At 70.2% G+C, this 12,727-nt stretch carries 12 protein-coding genes; 5 read left to right on the plus strand and 7 right to left on the minus strand.

Features of this window, described 5'->3' with window-relative positions:
• Positions 1–52: 52 nt before the first annotated feature.
• Positions 53–685 carry a DsbA family protein gene (locus ACFC96_RS23085; RefSeq protein ID WP_376613902.1) on the plus strand — a complete coding sequence of 211 codons (633 nt, stop codon included), beginning with the start codon at positions 53–55 and terminating at the stop codon, positions 683–685.
• A gap of 3 nt (positions 686–688) precedes the next feature.
• On the opposite strand, the gene ACFC96_RS23090 is transcribed toward ACFC96_RS23085, so the two are convergent.
• The 4 genes from ACFC96_RS23090 to ACFC96_RS23105 form a co-directional block, all read right to left on the minus strand.
• Positions 689–901, minus strand: coding sequence for a hypothetical protein (locus tag ACFC96_RS23090; RefSeq protein WP_376256203.1), 213 nt, complete (start codon positions 899–901; stop codon positions 689–691).
• A 132-nt stretch (positions 902–1,033) separates the two neighbouring features.
• The gene (locus ACFC96_RS23095) at positions 1,034–1,675 is read right to left on the minus strand and encodes a superoxide dismutase (RefSeq protein WP_376256201.1); all 642 of its coding nucleotides are present in this window, start codon (positions 1,673–1,675) and stop codon (positions 1,034–1,036) included.
• A gap of 138 nt (positions 1,676–1,813) precedes the next feature.
• Entirely contained in the window at positions 1,814–3,238 is a 1,425-nt protein-coding gene (locus ACFC96_RS23100) for an amino acid permease (RefSeq protein WP_376256200.1), read from the minus strand.
• A gap of 115 nt (positions 3,239–3,353) precedes the next feature.
• Positions 3,354–4,742 carry an amino acid permease gene (locus ACFC96_RS23105; protein ID WP_376613904.1) on the minus strand — a complete coding sequence of 463 codons (1,389 nt, stop codon included), beginning with the start codon at positions 4,740–4,742 and terminating at the stop codon, positions 3,354–3,356.
• Between the two features lie 265 nt (positions 4,743–5,007).
• Here ACFC96_RS23105 and ACFC96_RS23110 point away from each other — a divergent pair, with 265 nt between their 5' ends.
• Positions 5,008–5,586: a biotin transporter BioY gene (locus ACFC96_RS23110; protein ID WP_376256196.1), complete on the plus strand. Its 579-nt coding sequence runs from the start codon at positions 5,008–5,010 to the stop codon at positions 5,584–5,586.
• 16 nt (positions 5,587–5,602) lie between these two features.
• On the opposite strand, the gene ACFC96_RS23115 is transcribed toward ACFC96_RS23110, so the two are convergent.
• Both ACFC96_RS23115 and ACFC96_RS23120 read right to left on the minus strand, forming a co-directional pair.
• Positions 5,603–6,943: an FAD-binding oxidoreductase gene (locus tag ACFC96_RS23115; RefSeq protein WP_376613906.1), complete on the minus strand. Its 1,341-nt coding sequence runs from the start codon at positions 6,941–6,943 to the stop codon at positions 5,603–5,605.
• 77 nt (positions 6,944–7,020) lie between these two features.
• Positions 7,021–8,484 (minus strand): amino acid permease, encoded by a 1,464-nt coding sequence (locus tag ACFC96_RS23120; protein ID WP_376256192.1) that lies wholly within the window; start codon positions 8,482–8,484, stop codon positions 7,021–7,023.
• 198 nt (positions 8,485–8,682) lie between these two features.
• On the opposite strand from ACFC96_RS23120, the gene ACFC96_RS23125 reads away from it, so the two are divergent.
• Both ACFC96_RS23125 and ACFC96_RS23130 read left to right on the plus strand, forming a co-directional pair.
• Positions 8,683–9,168 carry a ribose-5-phosphate isomerase gene (locus tag ACFC96_RS23125; RefSeq protein ID WP_116512982.1) on the plus strand — a complete coding sequence of 162 codons (486 nt, stop codon included), beginning with the start codon at positions 8,683–8,685 and terminating at the stop codon, positions 9,166–9,168.
• Between the two features lie 136 nt (positions 9,169–9,304).
• Positions 9,305–10,117 carry an Fpg/Nei family DNA glycosylase gene (locus tag ACFC96_RS23130; protein WP_376256190.1) on the plus strand — a complete coding sequence of 271 codons (813 nt, stop codon included), beginning with the start codon at positions 9,305–9,307 and terminating at the stop codon, positions 10,115–10,117.
• A 22-nt stretch (positions 10,118–10,139) separates the two neighbouring features.
• On the opposite strand, the gene ACFC96_RS23135 is transcribed toward ACFC96_RS23130, so the two are convergent.
• Entirely contained in the window at positions 10,140–11,369 is a 1,230-nt protein-coding gene (locus tag ACFC96_RS23135; RefSeq protein ID WP_376613908.1) for a GNAT family N-acetyltransferase, read from the minus strand.
• A gap of 136 nt (positions 11,370–11,505) precedes the next feature.
• Here ACFC96_RS23135 and ACFC96_RS23140 point away from each other — a divergent pair, with 136 nt between their 5' ends.
• Positions 11,506–12,654, plus strand: coding sequence for a PP2C family protein-serine/threonine phosphatase (locus tag ACFC96_RS23140; protein WP_376256186.1), 1,149 nt, complete (start codon positions 11,506–11,508; stop codon positions 12,652–12,654).
• Positions 12,655–12,727: the final 73 nt, after the last annotated feature.

The following is a 12,727-nucleotide window of genomic DNA, read 5'->3' on the forward strand; positions in this document are numbered from 1 at the left end:
GTGCGGGACGTTGGCCAGGAGAGTCAACGCCACGGAATACATGAGGAGAACCATGTCCGAGAAGACCCCCGTCGACTTCTGGTTCGACCCCCTGTGCCCCTGGGCCTGGATGACCTCACGGTGGGTCCTCGAAGTGGAGAAGGTCCGCGACATCAAGGTCAGCTGGCACCTGATGAGCCTCGCCGTCCTGAACGAGGACAAGCTCGACGACCTGCCCGACGAGTACCGCGAGCTCCTCGAGACGAAGGCCTGGGGCCCGGTCCGCGTCGTCATCGCCGCGCAGGAGGAGCACGGCCCCGAGGTGCTCGGCGACCTCTACACCGCGCTCGGCACGCGCATCCACAACGGCGGCGAGGGGCCCACGAAGGAAGCCGTCGCCGCCGCCCTCGACGAGGTCGGCCTGCCCGCCTCTCTCCTCGACCACTGGGACGGCACGAAGTACGAGGCCGAGCTGCGCGCCTCCCACAAGGAGGGCATAGACAAGGTCGGCCAGGACGTCGGCACGCCCGTCATCGCCGTACCCGGCGCGAACGGCGAGCAGATCGCGTTCTTCGGCCCCGTCGTCACTCCGGCCCCCAAGGGCGAGGAGGCCGCGAGGCTCTGGGACGGCACGCTCCTGGTCGCCTCGGTCCCCGGCTTCTACGAGATCAAGCGCACCCGCACGCAGGGGCCGATCTTCGACTGACGGTCAGTCCGGCTCGGGGATGCGGATGTGAAGGTCGCGGCTGCCCACACACTGCCTGAAGCCCGTGCGGACGTGCCGGCAGCCGGGCGCCTCGCACATGACGCAGTCGTCGACGTTGTTCTTCACGAGGCGATTCTTGAGCCACTCCTTCTCGTCCCGCGTCAGCGAGCGGTGCGTTTCCTGGGAGTCGCAGGTGTGACAGGGCAGCTTTGGCATGCCGCCACCATCCTCCGGAGTCGCCGCTGCCGGAAGACCCCCGCGAGTCATGTCCTCGCGGGGGTCTTCCGTCTTTCCGCCCGCCGTCGCGATGGTTGAGAAGACGATCACGAGGCGGGACGCTTCAGGGGCTCAGGGGGCGACGAGCAGGTTGAACGCCCGGTCCTTCGCGGCCGCGTACCGCTTGGCGACGTCCTGCCAGTTGACGACGCGCCACATGGCCTCGATGAAGTCGACCTTCTGGTTCTTGTACTGGAGGTAGAACGCGTGCTCCCACGCGTCGAAGACCAGGATCGGGACCGAGCCCTGGCCGACGTTGCCCTGGTGGTCGTAGATCTGCTCGACGACGAGGCGCCCGCTCACCGGCTCGTACGCGAGGACGCCCCAGCCGGAGCCCTGCGTCGTCGCGGCGGCCTTGGTCAGCTGGGCCTTGAACCCGGCGAAGGAGCCGAAGGAGGCGGTGATGGCGTCCGCGAGGTCGCCCACGCCGTCCGCGGCCAGCGGCTCGCCGCCGCCGTCGCCGCACATGTTGTGCCAGTAGATGCTGTGCAGGATGTGGCCCGAGAGGTGGAACGCGAGGTTCTTCTCCAGGCCGTTGATGGCGCCCCACGACTCCTTGTCGCGGGCCTCCTCCAGCTGCTCCAGGGTGTCGTTCGCCCCCTTCACGTACGCCGCGTGGTGCTTGTCGTGGTGGAGCTCGATGATCTGCGGGTTGATGACCGGTTCGAGCGCCGCGTAGTCGTACGGAAGTTCAGGAAGCGTGTAAATGGCCATGTCCGAGCCCTCCGGCTGCGTACTGCAGAGCTTATTGCAAGTAATGTGCAAGTGCAGGCTATCAGCAGAAGTGCGGGGCGCAACGAGAAGGACCCCCGGGCCACTTGGCCCGGGGGTCCTTCGCTGAGCGGGGGAGATCTACGCGTCGGCCGCCGCCCGCGACTGAGCCGCCTTCTGGCGTACGTAGCCGACGATCGCGAGCACGACGGTCAGGCCGCCCGTGTAGTACAGCTGTACGCGCGTGTCGTGCTCACGGGCCATCAGGACGAAGACGGCGACCATCGCGACGAGGGCCAGGACCGTGAGGTACGGGTACGCCCACATCTTCACGACGAGCTTCTCCGGGGCCTCGCGCTCCAGCTTGCGGCGCAGGACCAGCTGCGAGATGGCGATGAAGAACCAGACGACGAGGATGATCGCGCCGATGGTGTTGAGCAGCCAGGCGAAGACGTCGTCCGGGCGCCAGTAGCTCAGCAGGACGCAGACGAAGCCGAAGACGGCGGAGGCCAGGACCGCGACGCGCGGCACACCGCCGCTGACCTTGCCGATCACCTTCGGGCCCATGCCGCGGGCGACGAGCGAGCTCGCCATGCGGGAGGCGCCGTAGATGTTGGCGTTCATGGCCGACAGCAGGGCGATGAGGACGACCACGTTCATGATCTGGCCGGCGCCGGGGATGCCCAGGTGGTCGAGCGTGGCGACGTACGGGCCCTTGGTCGGGATCTCCTTCGCCGTCCACGGCAGCAGGACGACGACGACGGCCATCGAGCCGACGTAGAAGAGCGCGATGCGCCACATCGCCGTACGGACCGCCTTCGCGACGCCCTGCACCGGGTGCTCGGACTCGGCCGCGGCGATGGTGACGGTCTCCAGACCGCCGTACGCGAAGACCGAGGCGAGCAGGCCGACGATCAGCCCCTCCGTGCCGTTGGGCATGAAGCCGCCGTGGCCCGTGAGGTTGTCCATGCCGGGTGCGGAGACGTCGGGCAGGACACCGAGGATCGCCAGCACGCCGATGACGAGGAAGAGCACGATCGCGCCGACCTTGAGCGTCGCGAACCAGAACTCGAACTCGCCGAAGTTCTTCACGGCCGCGAGGTTCGTGCCGGTGAACAGCAGCATGAACAGCGCGACCAGCGCCCACTCGGGCACGCCCGGCAGCCACCCGTGCACGATGCCCGCCGCGCCGATGCCCTCCAGGCCCACGGCCACACAGAGCAGGAACCAGAACGACCAGCCTGCCGTGAACCCGGCCCACGGGCCGATGCCCCGCTCCGCGTGGACGGAGAACGAGCCGGAGGCGGGATACGCGGCGGCCATCTCGCCGAGCATGCGCATCACGAGCATCACGAGTGCGCCCGAGATCGCGTAGGCGAGGATGATCGACGGCCCGGCGGCCGCGATGGCGGTACCGGAGCCCACGAAGAGGCCGGCGCCGATCACGCCGCCGAGCGCGATCATGGAGAGATGGCGCTGCTTGAGACCGCGCGACAGCGACGGCTCGGCCGGCGACTGATCGATCGGCTGCGCGTCGACCGGCGACTGCGCGGACGTCCGAGACATGGATGTGCCCTGTTCATTAGCTGAGACGGGGAAAGGCCCACAGTCTGAGCAGCGGCACCGGGTACAGGGAACAGCTGACCGGTATACGGACACGACGCTCACACATCGTGAAAGTTCAGGCACGCCGTGCGCGCAGTTCCCGCACTCCCGCGACGGCCACGACGAGCGCGGTCGCGCCGGTCGACCACAACAGCTGCGGACGGGCCGTGTCGTCGGTCAGCATCAGCCCGATGACGGCCGCCATGGCGGCGAGCGTCGCCCACGTCAGCCACGGGAACCACCACATCCGCAGCACGAGCCGCTCGGGCGCCTCCCGTTCCACGAGCCGCCGCAGCCGCAGTTGCGACGCCGCGATCAGCGCCCACACGAACAGCAGCACCGCGCCGACCGAGTTGAGCATGTAGAGGAAGACGGACTCCGGCCACTCCAGATTGAGCAGCACCGAGACGAAGCCGAACGCGACCGACGCGAGCACCGCCCGGCGCGGCACGCCCCCGCCGCTCACCTTCAGCAGCGCGCGGGGCGCCTCACCGCGCTCGGCCAGCGAGAACACCATGCGCGACGAGCCGTAGAGGTTCGCGTTGAGCGCCGACAGGAGCGCCACGAACACCACGATGTTCATGATCTGGCCCGCGGACGGCACCCCGATCGCGTCGAGGACCGTGACGTACGGGCTGATGCCCGCCCTCTGGGCCGTCCACGGCAGCACCGTCACGATGACCAGCATCGAGCCGACGTAGAAGAAGAGGATGCGGAAGACCGCGCTGCGCACCGCCCGCGAGACCGCGCGCACCGGGTCGTCGGACTCGGCGGCCGCGATCGTCACGACCTCCAGGCCGCCGAACGCGAACACGACCGCGAGGACACCGGAGATGACGCCCTGCCAGCCGTGCGGCAGGAAGCCGCCCTGTCCGGTGAGGTTCGTGAGGCCGACCGGGTCCCCAGAGGAATCAGACGCAGCCGGCAGCAGCCCGAAGACCGCGAGCGTGCCGAGGATCAGGAACGCGACGATCGCGAACACCTTCAGGGCGGCGAACCAGAACTCGAACTCGCCGAAGTTCTTCACGGCCGCCAGGTTCGCCCCGGTGAAGACCAGCATGAACACCAGTACCCACGCCCACTGGGGCACGCCCGGCGCCCAGCCGTTCGCGATCTGCGCCGCGCCCGTCGCCTCCACGGCGAGCACGACGACGAGCAGGAACCAGTAGAGCCAGCCGACGCTGAACCCCGCCCAGCGGCCGAGCGCCCGTTCCGCGTGCACGGAGAACGAACCAGACGCCGGCATCGCGGCCGACATCTCGCCCAGCATCCGCATCACGCACATCGCGAGCGTGCCCGCGATCAGGTACGAGACGACGATGCCGGGCCCCGCGACCGCGATACCGGCGCCCGAGCCGACGAAGAGCCCCGCCCCGATGACGCCACCGAGGCCCAGCATCGTCAGATGCCGCTGCTTGAGCCCGCCTCCGAGCGGTTCGGGTTCGGACGGGAGCTGGTCGTGCATGGGAGGTTCAGACTGCTTTCGGGGCTCGCGCGGGTTTGGCAGGAACCTACAGTCTCCCCGGCGGCCGACCCCGGGCGCAAAACGGGCTGTTTCGGCTCTGGCCTCAGTGACGAGCATCACGCCAAGTCGCGCATGAGTCACGCCCTTTGTGAGGAGCCCACCAACACCCGCCGTCACCCTTTGTCGAGCAGTGACCGTGATCGTGGATCAGCCCCTGGGATAGCGTCACGGTGTCCCCACCTGCCCTCACCCCCGCGGAGTCCCGATGAGTACGGCTGCCGTCTCCACCCGCCCCGGCAAGGTCCTGGCCGACCTGCTGCCCGCCTCGCGCACCCGCGACATCGCGCTCGTGCTCGGCGGCGCCGCCCTCACCGGCATCGCGGCCCAGATCGCCGTGCCCGTGCCGGGCTCCCCGGTCCCGGTCACCGGGCAGACCTTCGCCGCGCTCCTCGTCGGCACCGCGCTCGGCGCCCGCCGCGGCTTCCTCTCCCTCGCCGTGTACGCGCTCGTCGGCATGGCCGGCATGCCGTGGTTCGCGCAGGGCACCTCCGGTGCGAGCAGTGCCTCCTTCGGCTATGTCATCGGCATGCTGCTTGCCTCCACCGTCGTGGGCGCGCTCGCGCGGCGCGGCGGCGACCGTTCCGTCCTGCGCACCGCGGGCACGATGGTCCTCGGCTCCGCGCTCATCTACGCGGTCGGCGTGCCCTACCTCGCCGCCGCGACCGGCATGACCTTCACGCAGGCGGTCGCCGCGGGCCTCACCCCGTTCCTCATCGGCGACGCCGTGAAGGCGGCCCTGGCGATGGGCGTGCTGCCCACCGCCTGGAAGTTCGCCGACAAGTAGTTCCCACCACGGGCGTTCAGCGCACGTTGTAGTTCCTCCGGAAGAGGTTCGCCGGGTCGTACGCGGCCTTCACATCGGCGAGCCTCTTCCGCGTCCGTGCGTCGTACAGCCCCTCCGTACGGTCGCCGCCGCCGAACGCGAAGTTCAGGGACCGGCCCATCCGCTGCTCCTCGACCCGCTGGAACGCGAGGGCGTGATGGGCGCGGACGGCCTCGCGGTCCGTCCCGTCCAGCGGCGACAGGATCCGCACCAGCCACTGCGCCTCCCGGTACGGCACGCAGTTCGCGGCCGGCCTCGACAGGGCCCCGCCCAGGTGGTTGACCTGTACGACGTGCAGGGAAGAGGCGTCCGGCCCGCACAGCGCGAGGAGTTCGGCCACGCCCTCGACGGCCGGCTCCCGCAGCACCGCGCTGTCCCCGTAGTAGGCGTGCGGGAAGTCAGGATCGCTGTGGACGGTGTGGCTCTCGGCGTACGGCATCTCGCGCAGGCTGTCCGTCAGAGCCGGTCCGAGCGCCGTGCGCAGGGGCGCGACGAGCCGTTCGCCCTCGTCCGCGCTCCCGGTGAAGGCGACGCGTACGGAGATCACGTACCGGCCGCGCAGGTGGGCGGGGAGCGCGGGGACGTCCGGGTAGACGAGGGCCGAGAGGGATGACGTCAGCGCGTCCGGCACGGTTCGCGCCCAGTCCGTGTAGGCCCGCAGCACGGCCCCCGCGTCGGCCTTCGCGCCGTCGTGGGCGAGCGAGCCCCCGTACAGCCGCGCGACCGGCACCAGGGCCATCTCCAGACCCGTGACGACGCCCAGATTCGCGCCGCCGCCGAGCAGGCCGCGGAAGAGCTCCGGCTCGGCATCGGAGGAGACCGTGCGACGGCGCGCGTCCGCCGTGACGACGTCGACCGACCGGACGTGATCGGCCGCGTAACCGAACTCCCGCGCCAGGATGCCGAGTCCGCCGCCCAGCGTGTACGAGACCGCGCCCACACCCGGCGCCGAGCCGTTCAGCGGGGCGAGGCCGTGGGGAGCGGCCGCCTCGACGACCTGCCGCCAGCGCGTCCCCGCGAAGACCCGCACCGTGCGCGCCGCCGCGTCCACCACGACCCCGTCCATGCGCCGCGTGGAGATCAGCACCCCGCCCTCGGAGTCTTCGGGCAGGCCGTGCCCGGTGGCCTGCACGCCGACGGGCAGACCTGCACCGGCCGCGTACGCGACAGCGGCCTCGACGTCATCGGCTGAGGTTGCCGCGTGGATGACGTCGGGCCGCTGGGCGAAACCGGTCTGGAAACCGGCCAGTTCCTCGTCGTACCCGGCGTCGCCGGGCCGCAGGACGAGCTGCTGTGTACGGATGTCGTCGGAGTTCATGCGGCGGACTCTGCCCGCATTACCTGACACCCGCCGTCAGCTTTTGTGCCGAGACCTTCCGGGACTGTCCGGACGGATCAGGCGGTGACCTTCTTCCGCTTTTGCACCTGCTCACGCACCAGCGAGAACCCGACCACCAGGGCCGCCACGAGCAGCGACAGGACGACCTGCTCGCGGCCCGCGTCGTCGGTGAGCATGTAGACGAGCACGAACGAGATCATCGCGATCGTGGCCCACGTCAGATAGGGGAAGAGCCACATCTTCACGACGAGCTTCTCGGGCTGCTCGCGCAGGATCATTCCGCGCATCTTCAGCTGCGTGAAGCAGATGACGAGCCAGACGAAGAGGGCGACGGCGCCGGAGGAGTTCAGCAGGAAGTTGAAGACGGTGTCCGGCCACTGGTAGTTGAACCAGACGGCGAGGAAGCCGAAGACCACGGAACCGAGGATCGCGGCCTGCGGCACACCGCGCTTGCTCGTCCTGGCGAAGGCCTTGGGCGCGTCACCGCGCTGGCCGAGCGAGAACGCCATGCGGGAGGCGGTGTAGAGCCCGGAGTTCAGGCACGAGAGCACGGCCGTCAGCACGATGACGTTCATGACCTGACCCGCGTGGGGGATGCCGATCGAGTTCAGGGCCGCGACGTACGAGCCGTCCTTGGCGATCGACTTGTCGTTCCACGGCAGCAGCGTCAGGACGACGAAGATCGAGCCGAGGTAGAAGACGCCGATACGCCAGATCACGCTGTTCGTGGCCTTGGTGACGGCACGCTGCGGGTCCTCGGACTCGCCGGCGGCCAGCGTGACGATCTCGCTGCCCATGAAGGAGAAGACGACCATGAGGACGCCCGTGAGGATCGACCCGGCGCCGTTGGGCATGAACCCGCCCGCGTCCGTGAGGTGCGAGAACCCCGCGCCGGGGTTGTCCGAACCCGGCAGCACACCGAACACGGCGAGCATGCCGATGATCACGAACGCGCCGATCGCGACGACCTTGATCCCGGCGAACCAGAACTCGAACTCGCCGTACGAGGCGACCGAGGCGAGGTTCGTCGCGGTCAGGACGACCATCACGATCAGGGCCCAGCCCCACTGCGGCACGGCCGGTATCCAGCCGTTGAGGATCACGGCACCGGCGGTGGCCTCGACCGCGAGCACGACGACCCAGAAGAACCAGTACAGCCAGCCGATGGAGAAGCCGGCCCAGCGGCCGAGCGCCTGGTCGGCGTAGGCGGAGAAGGAGCCGGACGAGGGCCGCGCGGCGGCCATCTCGCCGAGCATCCGCATGACCATGACGACCATGAGGCCGACGAGGGCGTACGAGATGAGGATGGCCGGTCCGGCCTTGGCGATGCCCGAACCGGAGCCGACGAAGAGGCCGGCACCGATCACACCGCCGATGGCGATCATCGACAGGTGCCGGTTCTTGAGTCCGGCCTTCAGCCCGTCGGGACCGTTGTTTCCGGTCTGGCCGTTGTCGGGCTGTGAATCTCCAGGATTGTGGGGCGCCTGGTCGGCCTTCGCAAGGGAGGGTTGCGAGGTCATGGACGAATCCTTAAGTCTCGGGTCACGAGCAGACGCATTCAAACCCAGGGACGTACCGGACGGAAGACCTGACTCCGTATCGTGATTTTCGCCTCCGAGACGTTTGCCCGTAAACGATCCGAGACGTTTACCCGTAAACGAACGGGCACGGCGACCCGACCGCGCCGTGCCCGGGTGGGACGTGCCACACTCGGACCCATGCGCGTGTACCTCGGCTCGGATCATGCCGGCTACGAACTCAAGAACCACCTCGTCGAATGGCTCAAGGCCCACGGCCACGAGCCCGTCGACTGCGGGCCCCACATCTATGACGCCCAGGACGACTACCCTCCGTTCTGCCTCCGCGCCGCGGAGCGCACGGCGGCGGACCCGGACGCCCTCGGCATCGTGATCGGCGGCTCCGGCAACGGCGAGCAGATCGCCGCGAACAAGGTGAAGGGCGTCCGTGCGGCCCTCGCCTGGAGCGAGCAGACCGCCGCGCTGGGCCGTGAGCACAACGACGCGAACGTGGTCTCCATCGGTGGCCGCATGCACACGCAGGAAGAGGCGACGAAGTTCGTCGAGATCTTCCTCTCCACCCCGTACTCGGGCGAGGAGCGTCACACGCGCCGCATCGAGATGCTGTCGCGCTACGAGGAGACGGGCGACCTCCCCCCGATCCCGGCCCACCACCCGCAGGGCTGAGTCAGCCCCTCGATCCGGCGCCTTCGGCGTCCGAGGCGCGGGGTCCGGGGCGCAGCCCCAGGACTTTCGGGAAGGGGCGGGCCGGGGGAGAGGATCCACCCGGCCCGCCCCCACCAACCCCAGGAGACAGAGACCCGTGCCAGAGGGCCACACCATCCACCGCCTGGCCCAGGACCACGCGGAGCGCTTCGCCGGCCGCCCGGTGGGCGTCCGCAGCCCGCAGGGCAAGTTCTCCGACAGCGCCGCGCTCGTGGACGGCCTGGTCCTCGACGGGGCGGACGCCCACGGCAAACACCTCTTCCTGAGCTTCGCGGACACCGGCTGGATCCACATCCACCTGGGCCTCTTCGGCAAGTACACCCTCGGTGAGACCCCCGCCCCGCCGCCCACGGACACCGTCCGCCTGCGGCTGCTGAGCGACACGCACTACTCCGACCTGCGCGGCCCCACGACCTGCGCCCTGATCACGGATGCCGAGAAGCAGGCGATACACGACCGCCTCGGCCCCGACCCGCTCAGGAGCGGCGACGACCCGGACCGCGCCTGGCGCCGTATCTCCCGCAGCCGCACCACCGTCGCCGCGCTGCTCATGGACCAGAAGATCATCGGGGGCGTCGGCAACGTCTACCGCGCCGAGGTCCTCTTCCGGCACGGCATCGACCCGTACACCCCGGGCAAGGACCTCACGCCCGACGAGTGGACGGCGATCTGGACGGACCTGGTGGCGCTGATGCGCGAGGGAGTCCGGCACAACCGCATCGACACCGTCCGCCCGGAGCACACCCCGGAGGCGATGGGCCGCCCGCCGCGCGTCGACGACCACGGTGGCGAGGTGTACGTCTATCGGCGGGCCACGATGCCCTGTCACCTGTGCGGCACGGAGATCCGCACGGCGCCTCTCGCGGCCCGCAACCTCTTCTGGTGCCCGAGGTGCCAGCCCCCGCGCTGACCGGCACCCGTCACCCGCCGCGTCAGAACCCGTGCGGCAGCCAGGGCGCCACGGTCGACCCGAACGCGAGCGCCGCCTCGTCGACCGCGCCAGGACGCAGCTCCCCCACCCGGCCGGCCGCCGCCAGCGCCGAGAGCGACGTGTCGCCGAGGTAGACCGTCCCCAACTCCCGTACAGACAGGGTGAGTTCGGCGTCATCGTCCGTACGCTTGCAGGACGCGCCCTTCGCGTCCCCGGTCAGCCGCCACCGCCCCGCGTTCCACGGACAGAACTCGTCCGTCACGTCCAGGACGACGTCGACCGGCGCCTGATACGTGCGGGCCTCCAGCGCGGCTCCGAGGTCCACCAGCCGTACGTGCATCGAGTCCCGCAGCCGCACCTGACACCGCCGGATGTCGCTGACGAGGGAGAACAGCGGATCGTCGACCGGCCGGTTGCGCGCCTGGACGGACGAGGTCAGGTCGATGCCCAGGAGGAAGCGCCACAGCGCCGCGTACGCCGCAGGGTCGAGCGCGTCGATGTGCCGCAGAGTGATCCGGCCCTTGGGTCCGGCCGCGTCCCACTCGGGCTTGTTGTGGAACCGGACGTAGCCGACCGTCTCGCCGTCCCGCTCGGCCAGCACGCACTGCATCGGCGACGCGCCCTCGCGCTCCGACGGCGGGTCGAGCAGCGGCAGCCGCTCCCAGCCGGGCCTGCGGGCGAGCATGCCGGGCCGGGTGCCGACGGTCCGCACGTACACGGCCTCGCACGCGGCGGCGGCCTCGGTCACGTCGGCGAACCGCAGCCGTACGTCGTCCGTGCCCGCCGGAGCGTTGATCCGCACCCGCGTCGAGTCGATCTCCACGCTCGCCTGCCGCGTCCCGATCCCGTACCCGAAGCGGCCGTAGATCGCGGGCTCGGAGGCGGTGAGCACGGCGAGCGGCTCGCCCCAGGACCGCACGTCGTCGAGCTGGCGCCGCATCATCGACGTCAGGACCCCGCGCCGCCGGTCCGTCGCCGCGACGGACACCATCGTGACGCCCGCCGCCGGGACCCGGGCCCCGCCCGGCACCGTCACCCGGAACGTGAACGCCCCCGCCGTCCCCACGCACCGGTCGCCGTCCCACACGCCGATGGACCGGTCGAACTCCGTGAGGTCGTCCCACAGCGCCCGTTCCTCGGGCGCTTCCGGAACTCCTCCGAAGGCCAGCTCCAGCTTCGCGTACCACTCGTGCCAGTCGTCCTGGCGCAGCACCCGTACGTCCATCGTCATGAGCCATCCCTACCAGGACACCGTGGACGAAGCGAGAGATTTTCCCCGCCACGGAAGGCGCCGGAGCTGCCTGGAAGAGGGACAAGTGGGACCTCCCGTGCGAAGCCCCTGGGCCGATGGATAAGGTCCACGAGCAATGGCAGGACGACGCGCGCACGCCGAGACGTTTCCGGCCCGGATGAAGATGAGACTGCACCGGGCCCGCATCGGCATGCGCAAATCCGGTGTCGACTACTTCCGCGGCGACGGGTCCGACTGGGTCGCGCTGGTGGGCCTGCTCCTCATGGTCCCGGTCATCGCCTGCGGCACCCTCCTCAACTCGGTCTGGTGCGCCCCGACGGCGCTCGTCCTGCCGATCGTGGCGGGCGGACTGCTGCTGCGCCCGGCCAGCCTCCTCGGCCTGTACGCGGCCGCCGCCGCGGCGCTCATCGTGGAGTCGGTCAGACTCGGCCCGTACGCGGAGGGCGCCGCCCGGGTCACCCCCGGCACCGTCCTGGTCGTGGCCGCCTGCGGTTTCTTCGGCCTGCTCATAGCCCAGTTCCGCAGCCGGGTCGGCGTGCCCTGGCGGCGCGGCGGAACGATGTTGTTCGACCTGCGGGAACGCATCCGCGTACAGAGCAAGTTGCCGCAGCTGCCGAAGGGCTGGCACCGCGAGATGGCGCTGCGCCCGGCCGGCGGCCAGTCCTTCTCCGGCGACTTCGTCGTCGCGGCCCGTACGAACGGCGGCCGCACGCTGGAGGCGGTCCTCACCGACGTGTCGGGCAAGGGCATGGACGCGGGGTCGAGGGCGCTGCTCCTGTCCGGAGCCTTCGGCGGACTCCTCGGCTCCCTGCCGCCGCACGCCTTCCTGCCGGCCGCCAACGGCTATCTGCTCCGACAGGACTGGGACGAAGGCTTCGCCACGTCTATCCACCTCGTCCTCGACCTGGAGTCGGGCGACTACGAACTCTTCTCGGCGGGGCACCCGCCGGGCCTCCAGCTCAGCGCGGGCAGCGGACGCTGGGAGGAGAAGGCGGCGGAAGGCCCGCTCCTCGGCGTCTACGACGGCGCGCAGTTCGACTCCACCAAGGGTTCCCTGCGCCCCGGCGACGTCCTGATGCTCTTCACGGACGGCTTGGTCGAGACGTCCGACCGCGACATCACCGAGGGCATCGACCGCCTCACCGGCGAAGCGGACCGCTATGTGTCGGGCGGGTTCCACGGCGCCGCCTGGCACCTGATCGAGGCGGTCGCCAAGGACGTCAACGACGACCGCGCGCTGCTGCTGATCTGCCGGGACGCGTGACGGCTCCGCCGGGGCGCGGGTTCGTCGCCCGGGTGCGGGTCCTCTGTGACTGGTCGCGCGGTTCCGCGCGCCT

This window comes from Streptomyces sp. NPDC055955, assembly GCF_042270245.1.
GTDB lineage: Bacteria > Actinomycetota > Actinomycetes > Streptomycetales > Streptomycetaceae > Streptomyces.